Origin of the sequence: Jiangella alba (genome assembly GCF_900106035.1) — a bacterium.
GTDB lineage: Bacteria > Actinomycetota > Actinomycetes > Jiangellales > Jiangellaceae > Jiangella > Jiangella alba.
Genome location: NZ_FNUC01000004.1, coordinates 1,851,289 through 1,869,142 on the forward strand (window position 1 = coordinate 1,851,289; position 17,854 = coordinate 1,869,142).

23 protein-coding genes are annotated in these 17,854 nt (G+C 74.2%); 15 read left to right on the forward strand and 8 right to left on the reverse strand.

Going from position 1 to position 17,854, the window contains the following annotated elements; all coding sequences use genetic code 11:
- Positions 1–61: 61 nt before the first annotated feature.
- The 3 genes from BLV02_RS26485 to BLV02_RS26495 are packed head-to-tail and all read right to left on the reverse strand — an operon-like array spanning position 62 to position 1,639.
- Complete coding sequence (locus BLV02_RS26485) at positions 62–385, reverse strand: type II toxin-antitoxin system PemK/MazF family toxin (protein ID WP_069108860.1); 324 nt, start codon at positions 383–385, stop codon at positions 62–64.
- Positions 385–639: a hypothetical protein gene (locus BLV02_RS26490; protein ID WP_141711330.1), complete on the reverse strand. Its 255-nt coding sequence runs from the start codon at positions 637–639 to the stop codon at positions 385–387. Before BLV02_RS26490 ends, BLV02_RS26485 begins: the two co-directional genes overlap by 1 nt.
- Positions 640–673: 34 nt before the next feature.
- The gene (locus BLV02_RS26495; RefSeq protein ID WP_069108858.1) at positions 674–1,639 is read right to left on the reverse strand and encodes a helix-turn-helix transcriptional regulator; all 966 of its coding nucleotides are present in this window, start codon (positions 1,637–1,639) and stop codon (positions 674–676) included.
- A 61-nt stretch (positions 1,640–1,700) separates the two neighbouring features.
- Between BLV02_RS26495 and BLV02_RS26500 the strand changes: the two genes are divergently transcribed.
- Together BLV02_RS26500 and BLV02_RS26505 are read left to right on the forward strand one after the other, a co-directional pair.
- Positions 1,701–2,831 (forward strand): epoxide hydrolase family protein, encoded by a 1,131-nt coding sequence (locus BLV02_RS26500; protein ID WP_069108857.1) that lies wholly within the window; start codon positions 1,701–1,703, stop codon positions 2,829–2,831.
- The gene (locus tag BLV02_RS26505; protein ID WP_069108856.1) at positions 2,828–3,976 is read left to right on the forward strand and encodes an epoxide hydrolase family protein; all 1,149 of its coding nucleotides are present in this window, start codon (positions 2,828–2,830) and stop codon (positions 3,974–3,976) included. The genes BLV02_RS26500 and BLV02_RS26505 overlap by 4 nt, the downstream gene beginning before the upstream one ends.
- Here the strand turns inward: BLV02_RS26505 and mftF (BLV02_RS26510) are convergent.
- Together mftF (BLV02_RS26510) and mftR are read right to left on the reverse strand one after the other, a co-directional pair.
- On the reverse strand, positions 3,942–5,396 hold the full coding sequence (mftF, locus tag BLV02_RS26510; protein WP_069108855.1) for a mycofactocin biosynthesis glycosyltransferase MftF: 1,455 nt from the start codon (positions 5,394–5,396) through the stop codon (positions 3,942–3,944). The genes BLV02_RS26505 and mftF (BLV02_RS26510) overlap by 35 nt on opposite strands.
- A complete protein-coding gene (gene mftR, locus BLV02_RS26515; protein ID WP_245737785.1) occupies positions 5,393–6,010 on the reverse strand; it encodes a mycofactocin system transcriptional regulator in 618 nt (205 codons plus the stop codon). Before mftR ends, mftF (BLV02_RS26510) begins: the two co-directional genes overlap by 4 nt.
- A gap of 84 nt (positions 6,011–6,094) precedes the next feature.
- On the opposite strand from mftR, the gene mftA reads away from it, so the two are divergent.
- From mftA to mftF (BLV02_RS26565), 10 genes are read left to right on the forward strand one after another with little or no spacing between them, the layout of a single operon-like run.
- Positions 6,095–6,199 carry a mycofactocin precursor MftA gene (gene mftA / locus BLV02_RS26520; protein WP_069108853.1) on the forward strand — a complete coding sequence of 35 codons (105 nt, stop codon included), beginning with the start codon at positions 6,095–6,097 and terminating at the stop codon, positions 6,197–6,199.
- 8 nt (positions 6,200–6,207) lie between these two features.
- Positions 6,208–6,483 carry a mycofactocin biosynthesis chaperone MftB gene (gene mftB / locus BLV02_RS26525; protein WP_069108852.1) on the forward strand — a complete coding sequence of 92 codons (276 nt, stop codon included), beginning with the start codon at positions 6,208–6,210 and terminating at the stop codon, positions 6,481–6,483.
- Positions 6,480–7,721 (forward strand): mycofactocin radical SAM maturase, encoded by a 1,242-nt coding sequence (gene mftC / locus BLV02_RS26530; RefSeq protein ID WP_069108851.1) that lies wholly within the window; start codon positions 6,480–6,482, stop codon positions 7,719–7,721. The genes mftB and mftC overlap by 4 nt, the downstream gene beginning before the upstream one ends.
- 19 nt (positions 7,722–7,740) lie before the next feature.
- Positions 7,741–8,553, forward strand: a complete 813-nt coding sequence (locus BLV02_RS26535) for a mycofactocin-coupled SDR family oxidoreductase (protein ID WP_069108850.1) — start codon at positions 7,741–7,743, stop codon at positions 8,551–8,553.
- A 12-nt stretch (positions 8,554–8,565) separates the two neighbouring features.
- Positions 8,566–9,378 (forward strand): mycofactocin-coupled SDR family oxidoreductase, encoded by an 813-nt coding sequence (locus BLV02_RS26540; protein ID WP_069108849.1) that lies wholly within the window; start codon positions 8,566–8,568, stop codon positions 9,376–9,378.
- A gap of 9 nt (positions 9,379–9,387) precedes the next feature.
- The gene (locus BLV02_RS26545) at positions 9,388–10,224 is read left to right on the forward strand and encodes a mycofactocin-coupled SDR family oxidoreductase (RefSeq protein WP_069108848.1); all 837 of its coding nucleotides are present in this window, start codon (positions 9,388–9,390) and stop codon (positions 10,222–10,224) included.
- 8 nt (positions 10,225–10,232) lie between these two features.
- Positions 10,233–11,147: an AAA family ATPase gene (locus BLV02_RS26550; RefSeq protein WP_069108847.1), complete on the forward strand. Its 915-nt coding sequence runs from the start codon at positions 10,233–10,235 to the stop codon at positions 11,145–11,147.
- A gap of 24 nt (positions 11,148–11,171) precedes the next feature.
- The gene (locus BLV02_RS26555) at positions 11,172–12,131 is read left to right on the forward strand and encodes a VWA domain-containing protein (protein ID WP_216093928.1); all 960 of its coding nucleotides are present in this window, start codon (positions 11,172–11,174) and stop codon (positions 12,129–12,131) included.
- Positions 12,128–12,799, forward strand: coding sequence for a mycofactocin biosynthesis peptidyl-dipeptidase MftE (mftE, locus tag BLV02_RS26560; RefSeq protein ID WP_069108846.1), 672 nt, complete (start codon positions 12,128–12,130; stop codon positions 12,797–12,799). Before BLV02_RS26555 ends, mftE begins: the two co-directional genes overlap by 4 nt.
- Positions 12,796–14,220 (forward strand): mycofactocin biosynthesis glycosyltransferase MftF, encoded by a 1,425-nt coding sequence (mftF, locus tag BLV02_RS26565; RefSeq protein ID WP_074946687.1) that lies wholly within the window; start codon positions 12,796–12,798, stop codon positions 14,218–14,220. The genes mftE and mftF (BLV02_RS26565) overlap by 4 nt, the downstream gene beginning before the upstream one ends.
- Here mftF (BLV02_RS26565) and mftD read toward each other — a convergent pair.
- Positions 14,183–15,361 (reverse strand): pre-mycofactocin synthase MftD, encoded by a 1,179-nt coding sequence (gene mftD / locus BLV02_RS26570; RefSeq protein WP_069109540.1) that lies wholly within the window; start codon positions 15,359–15,361, stop codon positions 14,183–14,185. The genes mftF (BLV02_RS26565) and mftD overlap by 38 nt on opposite strands.
- Before the next feature lie 159 nt (positions 15,362–15,520).
- On the opposite strand from mftD, the gene BLV02_RS36760 reads away from it, so the two are divergent.
- Entirely contained in the window at positions 15,521–15,658 is a 138-nt protein-coding gene (locus BLV02_RS36760; protein WP_171906614.1) for a hypothetical protein, read from the forward strand.
- Positions 15,659–15,672: 14 nt separating this feature from the next.
- On the opposite strand, the gene BLV02_RS26575 is transcribed toward BLV02_RS36760, so the two are convergent.
- A complete protein-coding gene (locus BLV02_RS26575; RefSeq protein ID WP_216093927.1) occupies positions 15,673–16,014 on the reverse strand; it encodes a hypothetical protein in 342 nt (113 codons plus the stop codon).
- A gap of 38 nt (positions 16,015–16,052) precedes the next feature.
- Here BLV02_RS26575 and BLV02_RS26580 point away from each other — a divergent pair, with 38 nt between their 5' ends.
- Complete coding sequence (locus BLV02_RS26580; protein ID WP_069108845.1) at positions 16,053–16,757, forward strand: copper homeostasis protein CutC; 705 nt, start codon at positions 16,053–16,055, stop codon at positions 16,755–16,757.
- Positions 16,754–17,023: a DUF4031 domain-containing protein gene (locus BLV02_RS26585; RefSeq protein ID WP_069108844.1), complete on the forward strand. Its 270-nt coding sequence runs from the start codon at positions 16,754–16,756 to the stop codon at positions 17,021–17,023. Before BLV02_RS26580 ends, BLV02_RS26585 begins: the two co-directional genes overlap by 4 nt.
- Before the next feature lie 164 nt (positions 17,024–17,187).
- Here BLV02_RS26585 and BLV02_RS26590 read toward each other — a convergent pair whose 3' ends face one another.
- The gene (locus tag BLV02_RS26590) at positions 17,188–17,814 is read right to left on the reverse strand and encodes an HD domain-containing protein (RefSeq protein WP_069108843.1); all 627 of its coding nucleotides are present in this window, start codon (positions 17,812–17,814) and stop codon (positions 17,188–17,190) included.
- Positions 17,815–17,854: the final 40 nt, after the last annotated feature.

The window sequence follows — 17,854 nt, forward strand, 5'->3', positions numbered from 1 at the left end:
CCCGCCGCACCACCTGCACCACCTGTACGAGGGCGGTACCCCAGCCGGGGTGCCGCCCTCGTCATGTTTCAGAGAGGTCCAGGAGCAGCCGCAGGACCCGTTCGATCCGTTCCATGTCCATCGGGTCGACCATGCCGACGTGCTTGATGAAACGCTCGGTCGACACGAGCCGGATCTGCTCGCACTGGACGTAACTGGTGACCGGCAGCGGGCGCTCCAGCTCGACGTGCGTGGCGTAGCCGCGCCGGGTGCGGGTCACCGGAAGGACGATCGCCAGGCCGGTGGCGGCGAAGCTCGAGGACGAGACGGAGACGGCCGGGCGCCGGTAGCCCTGCTCGTGTCCGATCGGGTCGCCGAAGTCGCAGAGGTGGATGTCGCCACGCATCAGAGGACGTCGTCCCAGCGCTCATCCGGGTCCAGGCCGTCCTTGAGCGAGCCGGCGTAGCGCTCGGTCTCGCCGCGCAGCTCGGTGACGCCTTCGCGGGTTCCCATGGTGGAACGGACGTCGTCCCAGAACGCGGCCCGCTCCTCGGCGTCGAGCGCACGCCCGATCGCGCCGGCCAGGGACGTGTGATGCGCGGCGGCATACCTCGACAGCCGGTCGTGGAGGTCGCGTGGCACGCGGATCGTTGTACTCATACGACCGAGTCTACATTCATGTAGACACAACTGACTACGGCGACGTCGCCGAGGCTGCGGCGCGCACGTAGCGGGCGGCCAGCCGGCGCAGGTGCACGGCGAACTCGGGCGGGTCGAGCACGTCGAAGTCGACGTCGAGCATGGCGGTGTAGACGGCGAGCATCTCGTAGGTGTCGGCGCCGGTATGGATGACGCAGGTGTGCTCGCTCTCCGGCTCGACGGTGATCGTCGCCGGCAGCCGGCCGGCGACGGCGTCGGCCGGCGCGTGCAGCCGCAGCGTCGCGCGGTAGCGCCACAGCGCGAGGTCCAGCCCGCGGTTGACGAAGTCGGCGACGTCGCCGCCGGGGTCGGGGCGCGGCGCGAACCGCGGCCCGGTCGGGATCGTCGGCGTCATCCGGTCGACCCGGAAGGTGCGCCAGTCGGACCGGCCGACGTCCCAGGCGACGAGGTACCAGCGGCGGCCGCGGTTGACCAGCCGGTGCGGCTCGACGTCGCGCCGTGACGAGCCGCCGTCGTGGCCGACGTAGTCGAAGCGCAGCCGCTCGTGGTCGCGGACGGTGGCCGCGATCGCCGTCAGCACGTCCGAGTCGACCGACGGGCCGGCCACCGGCAGCGGCACCGTCGCCGACGACAGCGCAGTCACCCGGTGCCGCAGCCGTGTCGGCAGCACCTGCTCCAGCTTCGCCAGCGCCCGCACCGACGTCTCCTCGATGCCGGTGACGGAGCCGCCGGCGGCCGTCCGCAACCCGACCGCGACGGCCACCGCCTCCTCGTCGTCGAGCAGCAGTGGCGGCATGGCCGCGCCGGAGCCGAGCCGGTAGCCGCCGGACACGCCGGGCGTGGCGTCGACCGGATAGCCGAGGGTGCGCAGCCGGTCGACGTCGCGGCGGACGGTGCGCACGGCGACGCCGAGCCGGTCGGCGAGGTCGGCGCTGGCCCACTCGCGGCGCAGTTGCAGCAACGACAGCAGCTTCAGCAGCCGGGCCGAGGTTTCCACCATTCCTCGATTCTGGCAGCAATCGCGGCCCGTAACTGGCCGCAATTGCCGAGACCGTGGGGACATGACGAACTCCACCGAGATCCGCCCGTTCCGCATCGACATCGCCGACGCCGACCTCGCCGACCTGCGCGACCGGCTGGCCGGCACCCGCTGGCCGGTGGAGGTCGCCGGCACCGGCTGGGAGCGCGGCGTCCCGTCCGGCTACCTGAAGGAGCTGGCCGCGTACTGGCGCGACGGGTTCGACTGGCGCGCGCAGGAGCGGGCGCTCAACGCGTACCCGCAGTTCACCACCGACCTCGACGGCGCGACCGTGCACTTCCTGCACCTGCGGTCGGAGAACGCGGACGCGCTGCCGCTGCTGCTCCTGCACGGCTGGCCGGGCTCGTTCCTCGAGTTCCTGGACCTGATCCCGCTGCTCGCCGACGAGTTCCACCTCGTCATCCCGTCGCTGCCCGGCTACGGCTTCTCCGGCCCGGTCACCGAGACCGGCTGGACCGACGGCCGGTCCGCCGCGGTGCTGGCCGCGCTGATGGACCGGCTCGGCTACGACCGCTATGGCATCCAGGGCGGCGACGTCAGCGGGTTCATCGGCCCGGAGATCGGCCGGGTGGCGCCGGAGCGCGTCGTCGGCGTGCACGTCAACGCGTTCGTGACGTTCCCGTCCGGTGACCTGGAGGGGCTGACGGAGTCGGAGCAGCGGCGGTTGGAGCTGTTCCAGCACTTCCAGCAGGAGCTGGGCGGCTACCTGCAGGTGCAGGGCACCCGGCCGCAGACGGTGTCGTACGGGCTGGCCGACTCGCCCACGGCGCAGCTGGCCTGGATCGTCGAGAAGTTCAAGGACTGGACCGACCCGGCCAGCGAGCTGCCCGAGGACGCCGTCGACCGCGACCTGCTGCTCACCAACGTCAGCCTCTACTGGTTCACCAACACCGCCGGCTCGACGGCGCACACCTACTACGAGCGGTTCCACGACGCGGCCGGCTGGGCGCCGCGCGAGCGGTCCACCGTCCCGACCGCCGTCGCGAACTTCACCACGGACATCGCGATCCGCCGGTTCGCCGAGACCACTGGCACGATCGTGCGCTGGACCGAGTTCGACCGTGGCGGCCACTTCGCCGCGCTGGAGGCGCCGGACCTGCTCGCCGCCGACGTCCGCGCGTTCTTCGCCGACCTGAAGGAGACCGTCCGATGAACGAGATCCGCCCGTTCCGCATCGAGATCGCGCAGGCCGACGTCGACGAGCTGCGCCGCCGGCTGGCCCGCACCCGCTGGCCGGTCGAGGTGGCCGGCACCGGCTGGGAGCGCGGCGTGCCGCTGCCGTACCTGAACGAGCTGACGGCGTACTGGCGCGACGGGTTCGACTGGCGGGCCCGCGAGGCCGAGCTGAACGCGCACCCGCAGTTCGTCACCACCGTCGACGGGCAGGACCTGCACTTCCTGCACGTCCGGTCGGCGAACCCGGACGCGACGCCGCTGCTACTGGTGCACGGCTGGCCCAGCTCCGTCGTCGAGTTCCTGGACCTGATCCCGCTGCTCACCGACGAGTTCCACCTCGTCGTCCCGTCGCTGCCCGGGTTCGGGTTGTCGCCGCTGTCCGGGCCGGGCTGGGGCAACCTGTTCCGGGTGGCCGGCGCGGTCGCCGAGCTGATGACGCGCCTGGGCTACGACCGCTTCGCGGCCCAGGGCGGCGACGTCGGCGCCGGTGTCGTGGGTCTGCTGGCGATGCTGCACCCGGACCGTGTCGTCGGCACGCACGTCAACGGGCCGGCGCCGTACCCGTTCGGGCCGCCGGTCGAGCCGGACGGGCTGTCCGACGCCGAGAAGGTGCGGGCGGAGCGCTTCAACACGTTCCGCGAGGACGGCATCGGCTACCTCGCGCTGCAGTCGACCCGGCCGCAGACGCTGGCCTACGCACTGGCCGACTCGCCGGTCGAGCAGCTGGCGTGGATCGCGGAGAAGTTCCGCGAGTGGACCGACCCGGCCGCGGAACTGCCCGAGGACGCCGTCGGCCGGGACCGGCTGCTCACCAACGTCAGCCTCTACTGGTTCACCGGGACGGGCGCCACGGCGGCGCACGTCGTCTACGAGGGCATGCAGGCGTTCCGGCAGTTCATGGCCACCGCCGGCGACGCGGCACCGGCCGAGACACCGACGCCGCCGCCGGGCGCCGTCGCGGTCTTCGCCGCCGACACCTCCATCAGGCACCTCGTCGACCCGATGGGAACGGTCGTGCGCTGGACCGAGTTCGACCGCGGCGGCCACTTCGCCGCGCTGGAGGCGCCGGACCTGCTCGCCGCCGACGTCAAGGAGTTCTTCGCGAGCCTCCGGCCGCGATGAGGTCGTCGGCGGACTCGACCCGCAGCCGCCAGCCCAGGTCGGGGCGGAGCGGGTCGGGCTCGCCGGTGGCCAGCGCGCCGGACCACACGCCCCAGCCGTACGCGGCGTCGTCGAGGCGGCGGGTGAGCAGCCAGCGGACGGGGTCGAGGCCGGGGCGCTGCCGGCGCCACTCCAGGACGGCCGGGACGACGGCGGCGGCGGCCAGGGCGGGGCGCAGCCGGGGCACGACGACGCCCGCGGCGAGCGCCGCCGGCCACCACGTCCGCACGACGGCGTCGGCGACGGCCTCGCCGGCCCGCAGCGTCCCGCCGCCGGCCAGCCGGACCGCCGTCCGCACCGGGTCGGGCACGACGCCGCGCAGCTCGGCGGCCAGCAGTGCGCACGCCGTCGCCGTGATGGCGCCCGCCGCGACCGGCCGCCGCAGCGCCACCGCGGCCCAGGCCGCGGCCGTCCACGGCGACATCGCCAGCGGCCGCGCGGCGCCGGGGTGCCGCCGGGCCAGCGGGGCCGCGGTCCGGCCGTAGTACGCGCGGCGGCCGAGGAACGCCCGCGGCGTGGTCAGGTGCTCGTGCGCCACCCGCGCGGCCGGCTCGTACCGCACGACGTGCCCGGCCGCCGTCAGCCGCCAGGCGAGGTCGACGTCCTCGCCGCCGTGCAGGGTGGTGTCGAAGCCGGGGAAGTGCGCCGCGCGCACCAGCACCGTCGCCGTCGGCACGAACGGCACCCGCGCCCCGGGCGCGACCAGCCCCGGCAGCGGCCCGCGGTCGTACGGGGCCCGGTGCTGCTCGTAGCGGTCCAGCCAGCCGCGCCGGCCGGTCTCCAGCGCCACCACCCGGGGCGCGACGGCCGCCACCTCGGGGTCCGCGAAGTGCGCCAGCAGCGCCGTCAGCCAGCCCGGCGACGGCACGCAGTCGGAGTCGACGAACGCCAGCACGTCACCGGTCGCGACGGCCGCCCCGGCGTTGCGCGCGCCCGGCGCCCGGCGCCGCTCGTCCAGCCGGACCAGCCGCGCCCCTCCGGACGCGGCCACCGCCGCGTGCGCGGCGGCGTCGGCGGATGCGTCGTCGGCCACGATCACCTCGTGCACCGGCTCTCGCGCGGAGAGTGTCGTCAACGCCGTCAGCAGCCGGTCCAGCTGCCGCGGCCGGTCGCGGACCGGGACGACGACGCTCACCCGCGGCCATCCGCCGGCGTCGGCGTCGGCCGGGGGTGGCACCGGCAGCGCCAGCCCGGCGGCCACCAGCGCCCGCGCCAGTACGCCGTCGGCGCCGACCCGGCCGCCGGCCAGCCAGCTGCCGACCGTCGCCCGCTGCCGCGGCGTCAGCGTCACCACCCGGAACGGGGCGCCGCCGAACAGCACGTCGCCGTCCAGCCAGGCGCCGGGGTCCAGCGCGACCCCGAAACCGGCGGGCAGGGTCACGTCGCGAACCGCTCGCCCAGCATCCGCAGCGCGGACTCCAGCAGTTCGGTGAGGTCGGCGTCCTCGTGCAGCAGCCACTGCTCGTACGCCGACAGCGCGATGCCGAGCATCGTCCAGGCCAGCGCCTGCGGCTCCAGGCTGCCGGCCGGCACGCCGAGGCGCCGGGCGGCGTACTCGGCCACGACGTCGCGCCAGGCCTGGAACTTCAGCGTCGAGTGCGCCAGCAGCGCCGGGACGCCCAGCAGCAGTCGCATCCGCTGCCGGTGCCACGGCACCTCCTCGGCCGGGACGCGGTTGAACTCGATGACGGCACGGCAGACCGCGTCCATCAGCGGGAGGTCGTCGGGCAGGCCGTCCAGGTGCCGGCGCATGCCGTCCAGCTGGGCCTCGAAGTCGCCCCACGGGAGGTCGTTCTTCGAGGCGAAGTAGCGGAAGAACGTACGCCGCCCGATGCCGGCCGCGGCCGCGATGTCGTCGACGGTGGTGTCGTCGAAGCCGCGCTCGGCGAACAACGTCAGCGCGACGTGACTGAGCTCCGCCTGGGTGGTGGACGGACGCCGTCCGAGCCGGTGCGTACCGCTCTCACCAGCAGTGGAACCGTCGTCGGTGGGCAATGTCGGGTCACCCCCTTCCATTCGGCACTGGGTGTCATTAGTATCCGAACCATATCGCCGGAACTCGACCTGCAGGAGCATTTCATGACCCAGACGGATCAGACAGCAGCGACCGAGCCGGATGATCTCGTCGAGGACGACTCTCTGGTGGAAGAGGTCTCCATCGACGGCATGTGCGGCGTGTACTGAGCGCCGCCGTGCCCGCCATCGACCTGGACCGCGCCTTCGACCTGCATCCGCAGGTCGCGGTGCGGCCCGAGCCGTTCGGAGCGCTGCTGTACCACTTCGGCACCCGCCGGCTCTCCTTCCTCAAGGACCGCACGCTGCTGGCCGTCGTGCGCTCGCTCGCGGCCGAGCCGACCGCGCGCGCCGCCTGCACGGCGGCCGGCGTCGGTGGCGCCGAACTGCCCAGGTACGAGAAGGCGCTCGGCGTGCTGGTGCAGTCCCAGATGGTCGTCGAGAGGACCCCATGACCACCCAGACGAAGCTGGTCGAGCTGTTCGAGTACGGCCTCGACGCGCCCATCTGCCTCACGTGGGAGCTCACCTACGCCTGCAACCTGTCCTGCGTGCACTGCCTGTCCAGCTCGGGCCGGCGCGACCCGCGCGAGCTGACGACCGAGGAGTGCAAGGCGGTCATCGACGAGCTCGAGCGCATGCAGGTGTTCTACGTGAACATCGGCGGCGGCGAGCCGACCGTGCGGCCGGACTTCTGGGAGCTGGTCGACTACGCGACGGCGCACCGCGTCGGCGTGAAGTTCTCCACCAACGGCGTCAAGATCGACGCCGCGGTCGCGGCCCGGCTGGCCGCCAGCGACTACGTCGACGTGCAGATCTCCCTCGACGGCGCGACCGCGGACGTCAACGACCTCGTCCGCGGGCCGGGCTCGTACGCCACCGCGATCCGGGCGATGGAGCACCTGTCCGCCGCCGGGTTCACGGGGTTCAAGATCTCGGTGGTCGTGACCCGGCAGAACGCCGGCCAGCTGGACGACTTCAAGGCCATCGCCGACCGCTACGGCGCGCAGTTGCGGCTCACCCGGCTACGTCCCTCCGGCCGCGGCGCCGACGTCTGGGACGAGCTGCACCCGACGGCGCAGCAGCAGCGCGAGCTGTACGACTGGCTGCTCGACCACGGCGACAACGTGCTCACGGGCGACTCGTTCTTCCACCTGTCCGCCTACGGAAAGTCGCTGCCCGGGCTGAACCTGTGCGGCGCCGGACGCGTCGTCTGCCTGATCGACCCGGTCGGCGACGTCTACGCCTGCCCGTTCGCCATCCACGACACGTTCCTCGCCGGCAACGTCCGCGACGAGGGCGGCTTCACCCGGGTCTGGCGCGAGTCCGACCTGTTCACCGACCTGCGCAGCCCGCAGACCGGCGGCGCCTGCACGAAGTGCGAGCACTTCGACTCCTGCCGCGGCGGCTGCATGGCGGCGAAGTTCTTCACCGGCCTGCCGCTGGACGGCCCGGACCCTGAGTGCGTGCAGGGTTACGGCGCCGACGCACTGCTGGCCCGTGGCGACGTCCGCCCCCCGAAATCGGCCGTCGACCACTCCCACCGGACCGCGCCCGCGAACCGCTCCCGCCGCGGGCACGGTCCGGTCCCCGTCACCATCGCGCTGCGCCGGCCCGAACGGCCGCCGGTCAGCGCGTGCGAAGAGAGCCCGCTCGCGGGCCTGGACCTCAGCGAGGTGCCGACCCGCACCTGACATCCGAAGGAGGCGCGCAATGGGGCGTGTCGAAGGCAAGGTCGCGTTCATCACCGGTGCGGCGCGCGGTCAGGGCCGCAGCCACGCGGTCCGGCTGGCGCAGGAGGGCGCCGACGTCATCGCGATCGACCTGTGCGGTCCGGTGCCCGGCATCGGCTATCCACCGGCGACGCCGGAGGACCTGGAACAGACCGTCAAGGACGTCGAGGCGCTGGACCGCCGCATCGTCGCCCGTCAGGCCGACGTCCGCGACCGCGACGCCCTGAAGGCGGCGATCGACGAGGGCGTCGCCGAGCTGGGCCGGCTCGACGTCGTCGTGGCCAACGCCGGCATCTGCATCCTGGCGCCGTGGGACGAGGTGACGCCGGAGGTCTTCCGCGACACCATCGACATCAACCTCACCGGCGTCTGGAACTCCGTCCAGCTGGCCGCGCCGCACCTGGTCGCCGCCGGCGGCGGGTCGATCGTGCTCACCAGCTCCGCGGCCGGCCTCAAGGGGCTGCCGTTCCTCACCCCGTACGTCGCCGCCAAGCACGGCGTCGTCGGCCTCATGCGGGCGTTCGCGCATGAACTGGCCGAACACCACATCAGGGTCAACAGCGTTCACCCCACCGGCGTCGACACACCGATGGGCGCGGGCGACGGGATGGCCCAGATCGGCGCGTGGCTGGAACAGCACCCGCGCCTGGCCGGCATGTTCACCAACAGCCTGCCGGTCGAGATCACCCAGCCGGTCGACATCAGCAACGCCGTGCTGTTCCTGGCCTCCGACGAGGCCCGCTACGTCACCGCGCTCACGATGACCGTCGACGCCGGCAACACCCAGTACTGAGGAGGTCGCGATATGGGCAAGCTCGAGGGCAAGGTCGCGTTCATCACCGGTGCGGCGCGTGGCCAGGGCCGCAGTCATGCGGTGCGGCTGGCGCAGGAGGGCGCCGACATCATCGCCGTCGACATCTGCAAGCAGATCGACTCGGTCTCGTACCCCATGGCGACGCCGGAGGACCTGGCCGAGACGGTCAGCGAGGTCGAGGCGCTGGACCGCCGCATCGTCGCCGCCGAGGCCGACGTCCGCGACCGCGACGGGCTGCAGGCCGCCTTCGACGCCGGCGTCGCGCAGCTGGGCGGCGTGGACATCGTGCTGGCCAACGCGGGCATCGCGCCGATGGGCGTCGCCGTGCGGCCGAACGAGTGGGACGACGTCGTGGCGGTCAACCTCACCGGCGTCTACAACACCGTCGAGGTGGCCAAGCAGTCGCTGATCGAGCGCGGCGGCGGCGCGATCGTGCTGACCAGCTCGACGGCCGGCATCAACGGCATCGGCGGCAGCCAGCCCGGCGGCCTCGGCTACACCGCGTCGAAGCACGGCGTCGTGGGCCTGATGCGCTCGTACGCGAACGTGCTGGCCGAGCACTCGATCCGGGTGAACACCGTCCACCCGACCGGCGTCAACACGCCGATGGTCGTCAACGACGTCATGCAGGAGTTCCTGGCGCAGGACCCGAGCCTGTCCAACGCGATGGCGAACGCGCTGCCGGTGCCGATGGTCGAGGCCGTCGACATCTCCAACGCGATCCTGTGGCTGGTCTCCGACGACGCCCGCTACGTCACCGGCGTCACGCTGCCCGTCGACGCCGGCTTCACGAACAAGAAGTGAGGCGCTGACATGGCCGGACGGGTCGAGGGCAAGGTCGCGTTCATCACCGGTGCGGCGCGTGGCCAGGGCCGCAGCCACGCGGTGCGGCTGGCGCAGGAGGGCGCCGACATCATCGCCGTCGACATCTGCGACGACGTGCCCGGACTGCCCTACCCGCCGGCCACCGAGGCGGACCTCGCCGAGACGGTGGCGCAGGTCGAGGCGCTGGACCGGCGCATCGTCGCGTCCAGGACGGACGTGCGCGACCTCGCCGCGCTCCAGGCGGCCGTCGACGACGGCGTCGCGCAGCTGGGCCGGCTGGACATCGTCAGCGCGAACGCGGGCATCGGCACCCAGCCGCACCCGACGCACGAGCTGACCGAGGACCTCTGGCGCGACATGATCGACATCAACCTCACCGGGGTGTGGCACACCACCAAGGTGGCGATCCCGCGGATGGTCGAGCAGGGCGACGGCGGGTCGATCGTGCTGACCAGTTCCGCCGCCGGGCTGCAGGCGTACCAGAACATCGCCCACTACGTGTCGGCCAAGCACGGCGTCGTCGGGCTGATGCGGACGCTGGCGCTGGAGCTGGCGCCGCACTCGATCCGCGTCAACAGCATCCATCCGACGCAGGTCGACACGTTGATGATCCAGAACGAGGGCACCTACCGGCTGTTCATGCCGGACGTGGAGAACCCGACCCGCGACGACTTCGCGCCGGCGTCGCAGGCGATGAACGCCCTGCCGATCCCGTGGGTCGAGCCGGTGGACATCAGCAACGCGCTGCTGTTCCTGGCGTCGGACGAGGCGCGCTACATCACCGGGGTGGCGCTGCCGGTCGACGCCGGCGCCGTCATCAAGTAGGAGGTCACATGACGGCACTGACGCAGGTCCGCGACCGGGTCCGCACCCACCTGGTGGGCCGCGACCGCGAGCTGGACCTCGTCCTGGCCGCCGTGGCCGCCGGGCGCGACCTCCTGCTGGAGGGCCCGCCCGGCACCAGCAAGAGCACGCTGCTGCGGGCCATCACCGCCGAGTGGGGCATCCCGCTGGTGTTCGTCGAGGGCAACGCCGACCTCACGCCGGCCAAGCTGGTCGGCCACCACAACCCGGCCCGGGTGCTGCGCGAGGACTACAGCCCGGAGAACTTCGTCGACGGGCCGCTGCTGGAGGCCATGCGCGGCGGCGGCTTCCTGTACGTCGAGGAGTTCAACCGGGCGCCCGAGGACACGCTGAACACGCTGCTCACGGCGATGGCGGAGCGCGAGATCGCGGTGCCGCGGGTGGGCCGCGTGGCGGCGCTGCCGACGTTCCGCGTGGTCGCGTCGATGAACCCGTTCGACAACGTCGGCACCACCCGGCTGTCGACCAGCGTGCACGACCGGCTGTGCCGGCTGGCGGTCGGCTACCAGGACGACGAGGCCGAGCGCGGCATCGTCGCTCTGCGGGCGCCGCTGCATGGCGTCGACCCGCTGCTGTACACGCGGCTGGTCGCCGACGCCGTCGCCGTCACCCGGGCCACGCGCACCCACGACGACCTGCGCCAGGGGAGCAGCGTCCGCGGGGCGATCGACCTCACGCTGGTGGCCGGGCAACTGCTCGGCCTGGCCAGGGTGACGTCGTCAGCGGACCCGGGCTACCCCGACGTCGTGTTCGACGCGATGGTCGTGGCGCTGTCCGGGCGGATCTTCCTCGACGAGACCGTCGAGACGACGCCGGAGCGGGTGCTGCGCACGATCTGGGAGGACCACTTCGTGCTGCAGCCGGCCGCCGCGGCCCCTGGTTGAAGGACGGTCGAGGCGTCGTCGCCGGTGCGGCGGCGGGCCTCGGCGCCGTCGCCGAACGGGCTGCGTCCGCTGCGGCGGCGGCCCAAGCAGCTCGACGACGACCCCGTCCTGCACGACGTCTCGGCTTCCGGCGGCGGGGGTGCGGTGCTGCCGGGCGGGCCCCGGCCGGCGGGGCCGCGTCGGGTGCCGCCGGGCTCGGGCGCGCCCGGGACGACGGACGAGGCGGCGACGCTGCTCGCGGCCGTCCCCGACGAGGCCGAGCCCGATCCCGAGGTGCTGCGGCGAGCCCGCCAGATCGCCGCGCGGCTGGCGGTGCCGCGGCCGCGTCGCGACCTCACGGCGCGGCGCGGCGCCGGCGAGCTGGCCAGCGTCCGGTACCGCGGCGGCTCCGACGACATCGACCTCGACCGGACCCTGGAGCAGCTGGTCGAGCACCCCGTGCCGGAGGACGACGACGTCATCGTGCGCGAGCGGGTGCGCGCGCGGCGGGCGGTCGCGCTGCTGGTGGACGTGTCCGGCTCGATGCGCGGCGAGCGGGTGCGTACGGCGGCGGCCGCCCTGGGCGCGCTCGCCGCGGAGCTGTCCGCCGACGACGTCGCGGCCATCGCGTTCTGGTCCGACGCCGCCGTGCTGGCGCACCTGGGCGAGCGGGTGTCGCCGCAGCGGCTGCTGGACACGCTGCTGCGGATCCCCGCCAAAGGGCTCACCAACGTCGCGTTCCCGCTGCAGGTGGCCGCGCGCGAGCTGGCCCGGGCGCCGGCGCGCGACGCCCGGGTGCTGCTGCTGTCCGACTGCGTGCACAACGCCGGTCCGGACCCGCGGCCGTTCGCCGCCCGGCTGCCCCGGCTCGACGTCCTGCTGGACACGTCCGGCGAGCACGACGCCGACCTCGGCCGCGACCTCGCCCGGCTCGGCCGCGGCCGGCTGTTCCGGATCGGCGGCTATCGTGAGGTCGCACCGGCACTCGGAGAGGTGTTTGCGTGAGCTTGGGCGATCTGCGGTGGCCGGTGGTCCCGCGCGAGTCGGTGCTGGCGCTGCCGCTGGGGTCGACCGAGCAGCATGGCCCGCACCTGCCGCTCTCGACCGACACCGACGTCGCGGTGGCGCTGTGCGCGGCGCTGGCGGCGGCGCGGCCGGACGTCGTGGTGGCGCCGGTGCTGCCGTACGGCGCGAGCGGCGAGCACCAGGACTTCCCCGGCACGGTCTCCATCGGCACGCAGGCGCTGACGCACGTGCTGGTCGAGCTCGGCCGGTCGGCGTCGGAGACGTTCCCGCGGCTGCTGGTGGTGTCCGGGCACGGCGGCAACCTGGCCGCCGTCCGGACGGCGCTGGCCACCCTGACGGCGGAGTCGCGCGACGTGCTGGCGTGGTTCCCGCGCTGGGACGGCGACGCGCACGCCGGGTTCGTCGAGACGTCGCTGCAGCTGTACCTCTCCGCGTCGCGGGTGGCGCTGTCCTCGGCCGAGGCCGGCGCCGTCGCGCCGCTGGCGGAGCTGCTGCCGGCGCTGCGCTCCGGCGGGGTGAGGTCGGTCAGTCCGAACGGCGTGCTCGGCGACCCGGCCGGCGCGTCGGCGGAGGCGGGCCGGGAGATCTTCGACGGCCTGGCCGCCGACCTCGTCACCGCCGTGGCCGCCTGGCTGGCCGCCTCGTGAGCCGTGGGCTGCCGGCCGGGTTCGGGGTGGTGCTGGACCGGCAGACGCGCATGCTCGACGGCGGCCGGGTGCTGCTCGGCGGGTCGCCGCGGCGGGCGCTGAAGCTGTCGCCGGCCGGCGTCGCGGCGTTCCGGCGGCTGCTGGCCGACGGCTCAGTGACGGACGAGCGGACCGGCCGGCTGGCCCGCCGGCTGGTCGACGCGGGGGTGGCGCACCCACGCCCGCCGGTCCGGGTCGGCGCCGACGTGACGGTGATCGTGCCGGTCCGCGACCGTGCCGAGTCGCTGTCGCGGTGCCTGGCCGCGCTGGCCGGTGCGTCCGTGCTGGTGGTGGACGACGGCTCGGTGGACCCGGCGTCGGTGGCCGCCGTCGCCGCCCGGCACGGCGCCCGGCTGCTCCAGCGCCCGGTCTGCGGCGGGCCGGCCGCCGCCCGGAACACCGGCCTCGCCGCCCTGCCCCCCGCCGCCCACCAACTCGGGCAGGTGAGGCTGGTGGCGTTCGTCGACAGCGACTGCGTACCGTCGCCGGGCTGGCTGGACCGGCTGGCCGGCCACTTCGCCGACCCCGCCGTCGTGGCCGTGGCGCCGCGGATCGTGCCGATCGCCGCACCGAGCGCGGGCCGGGTGCTCAGCGCGTTCGCGACGGCCCGGTCACCGCTGGATCTCGGGCCGGACGAGGCGCTCGTGCGGCCCGGCGGCCGGGTGTCGTACGTGCCGACGGCGGCGCTGGTGGTCCGGCGGGCGGCGCTGGACGGGTTCGACGAGGCGCTGCGCTACGGCGAGGACGTCGACGCGGTGTGGCGGCTGGTCGCGGCGGGTGGCGTGGTCCGCTACGACCCGGCGGTCACCGTCGCGCACGCCGAGCCGGCGACGTGGCCGGCCTGGCTGCGGCGCCGTCACCAGTACGGGACGTCGGCGGGGCCGCTGGCGCGGCGGCACCCGGACCGGCTCGCCCCGCTGGTGCTCTCGCCCTGGCCGGCCGCGGTGACGGCGCTGCTGCTCGCCCGGCGCCCGGTGCCGGCGACGGCGGCCGGTGCGGTCGCGGCGGCCCGCCTGGCGTCGAAGCTGCGCGCCGACGACCTCCCGCCGTCGATCGCCGTGCCGATGATCGCCGAGGCCACCGCGGCGACGCTGACCGCTACCGGCCGCGCCGTCACGCAGCTGGGGCTGCCGGCCGCGGTCGCACTGACCGCGCGCCGCCCCCGCCGGCTGGCGACGCTGGCGGCCGTGGTCGCCGCCCCGGCCGTGCGCGACTGGCTGCGCCTGCGCCCGTCACTCGACCCGGTCCGCTGGACCCTCGCCAGCATCGCCGACGACCTCGCCTACGGCACCGGCGTCTGGCGTGGCGCCGTGCGTGCCCGCACGGCCCGGCCGCTCCTGCCGACTACGCCCCGAAGGTCCGGTGGAAGCCCGGCGGGATGACGAGGTCGTCGGGGGTGAGGTCGAGGACCGACGCCTTGCCGAGGCCGCGCAGGGCGGAGTCGATGCCGCCGCTGAGGATGTCGAGGACGTTCTCGACGCCGGCCTGGCCGTTGGCGGCCAGTCCCCAGAGGTAGGCGCGGCCGATCATGACGGCCTTGGCGCCCAGCGCGAGCGACTTGACGACGTCGCTGCCGCGCCGGATGCCGCCGTCCTGGACGACGTCGATCTCGGAGCCGACCGCGTCAACGACGGAGCGGAGGGAGCGGACGGCGGCCGGGGTGCCGTCGAGGTTGTTGCCGCCGTGGTTGGAGACCGAGATGGCGCTGACCCCGGCGTCGACGGCGCGCTTGGCGTCGTCGACGCGCATGATGCCCTTGAGCATGAACGGGCCGTCCCACTGCGACCGCAGCCAGGCGACGTCGTCCCAGGTGGCGGGCGGTGTCTGCAGCCACTGGCCGTAGGCGCCGAAGAAGGTGGGCGCGACGCCGTCGGCGCCCTCGAGGTTGGGGGTGGTGAGGTCGGGCAGGGTCCCGGCCCGCAGGTAGCGCAGCAGCCAGGCCGGGTGCGGCAGCACCTGCGGCGCGAACCGGACCATGGTCTTGAGGTCGAGCCGGTCCGGGATGCTCGGGCTGCCCCAGTCGCGGCCGTGGCTGAACGACCAGTCCAGCGTGAGGATCACTCCGGCGGCGCCGGCCCGGCGGGCGCGGTCGAGGAGGCGCACCATCTCGTCGCGGCTGCCCAGCCAGTAGATCTGGAAGAACGCCTTGGGGTTGGCCGCGACGACGTCCTCGATGGAGCGGCTGGCGAACGAGCTGAGCCCCATGGCGGTGCCGCGGTTGGCGCCGGCCCGGGCGACGGCGACCTCGCCCTCGGGGTGGACGGCCTGGACGCCGGTCGGCGAGAGGATGACCGGCAGCGCGATGTCCTGGCCCATGACGTGGGTGGAGAGGTCGCGCTCACCGGGCGTCGCGGCGACGTGCGGCGCGAACCCGAGCTCGGTGAACGCGGCGAGGTTGTCGCGCAGCGTCAGCCCCTTCTCGGAGCCGGCCACCAGCGCCCCGTACACCGACGACGGCAGCTGGCGGCGGGCCCGCCGCTCGGCCTCGGCCACGGTCTCGAACCACTTGCTCCTGCCGAACATCGTCACCTCTGAGGTCGCCGGTCGTGCCGTCCACCACAGAATAATGGCACTGAGGGCCAAAAAGAAGCCACCATCGGGTTCGGGAAACAGGCCTGGTACGCTAGGTGAACAGAAGGTGAACAACACCTAACTCATGAGTGGCCGAAAGGAGCGGACAAGGTGACGACGACACAGGTCCAGCGCCCCACGCTCGTGGCCCGCTGGGTGACGGTGACCGACATCTCCGGCCGTTCGCGGACGGAGCAGCGCTGGGTCCCCGCCCAGGACGTCCAGCCCGCGGACGTGCGGGCGGCCTGAGCGGCGCGACCGGCCTAGAGCGCGCCGAGCGGCGCCACCGGCCGGCCGGTCTCCTCACACACCCACTGCGGATCGGGCCCGAGTTCGGGCTCGATCCGCAGTTCGTGCGGCTCGTCGTCGTCGCACGACCGGCACGACGGCCACCGGCCCACCCCGGCGTCGAGCAGGCGGTCCTGCACGTCCTGCGCCAGCTGCCCGGCCACGAACGCCGCGCCGTCGGGCCACTGCTCCACCCACCAGCGGCGTTCGGTCAGCGCGGCGTCCAGCACGTCGACGGCGGCGGCGACGTCGAGGCGGCGCGCGCCGAGGTCGCGCAGGACCATCGCCCGCGCCACGATCATCACGTCGTCGACCACGGCACTGATGGTGCCATCTTGCTGGCACACTGATCCACGTGCGTCCGCTGCTGGAGGTCATCGCCCTGGGTCCTGGTGACGTGCCCGGCGCCGTCGAGGGCGGCGCCGACCGCCTCGAGGTCGTCGCCGACATGGACGCCGACGGCCTCACCCCGTCCCTCGACATCGTCCGCGACCTCAAACGCGCCTGCGACCTGCCGCTGCGGGTCATGCTGCGGTCCAACGACGGCTTCTCCACCAGCGGCTCGGAGCTGGCCCGGCTGCGCATCGCCGCCCACCAGCTGGCGAACGCCGGCGCCGACGGCTTCGTGCTCGGCTTCCTCGGCCTCAACGCCGAGATCGACGTCGAGGCGACGCTGGCGCTGGCCGACGAGCTGGACGGGCGGCCGTGGACGTTCCACCGCGCCATCGACCACTGCCTCGACCTCGACGACGCGTGGGCGGTCGTGCCCGGGCTGCCCGGCCTCGACGCCGTCCTGACCGCCGGCTCGGCGCGCGGCGTCGGCTCCGGCCTGGACGAGTTGTGCACGCGCGCGACCGGCTCGCCGGCAGCGGCCGACGTCATCATGGCCGGCGGCGGCCTCGAGCCCGACCACGTGCCGTGGCTGGCCCGGGCCGGCGTCCGCCAGTTCCACGTGGGCAGCCGGGTCCGTCCGGGCGGCTCGTGGAAGGCCTACATCGACGCCGGGCTGGTGCGGTCGTGGCGCGTCCTCATCGACGACGCCGTGGCGGCGGCGCTGTGACGATCCTGGTCGACCCGCCGGCCTGGCCCGGCCACGGCCGCCTGTGGTCGCACCTCGCGTCGGACGAGTCGTTCGAAGAGCTGCACGCGTTCGCGGCGCGGCTGGGGCTGCCCGCCCGCGGCTTCGACGGCGACCACTACGACCTGATGGAGTCGGACTACCAGCGCGCCATCGACGCCGGTGCGGCCCCTATCAGCAGCCGCGAGCTGGTCACCCGGCTGACCAGAGCCGGGCTGCGCCGCCGCAAGCAGCGCCGGCGGCCCTGACCCGAGGCCGCCTGCCCTCGGCGGCGGCGCGGCGTTGGCGCCGATGCCGACAACCGTTCCGGTCGGGTGACGCGGGTGCCAAGAGTTGGCGCTGGTGTCACCTGGTCCGATGGAGGGTGCGACGATCCGCGCCACGGGCCGGCGGCCGGCTCGTTCCGACGACGTCACGTGCCGAAGGCGCGGAGCAGGACGAGCTCGGTCCGCAGGTTGTGCCGGGCCCGGGCCTCCCAGCGGCGTCGGCCGTCGTCGGTGTGGAACAGCGCCGGACGGTCCAGCAGACCGGCCAGCACGTCGGCCCGGCCGGCGGCGAAGTCGGCGTCGGACACGTGCGCGTAGTCGGCCCGGACGGCGGACGCGTAGGCCGCGTAGTCGGACGGTGTGCCCGCCAGCACGGCGAGGTCGGCGTCGCAGAGCACCGCGCCGTTGCCGTCGCCGGGCGCGGGGTCGTGGCCGGCGGTGAGCAGCACCAGCCGCTCGACCTCGTCGACCTGCGTTACCGGCCGGCCGAGCGACGTCAGCACCTCGCGGGCCAGCCGTGCGCTGGCCGCTTCGTCGTCGCCCGGGCGGCCGTCGTAGACGGCGTCGTGGAACCAGGCGGCGAACCGGACGGCGTCGGGGTCGGCCGCGGCGCCGGCGAGCTCGTCGACCGCGGCCAGGACGGCGGCGAGGTGGCCGGTCGCGTGGTAGTGACGGTGCGGCTCGCTCCAGCGGGCCAGCAGGGCGGTCCCCGCCTCGGCCGCCGCGGGGGAGTCGCCGGCCAGCGTGGCCCAGCGCCGCTCGAGATCGTCCATGGATCCATTCTCGTTGTAGAATGTGCGAAGCACAGGGTTC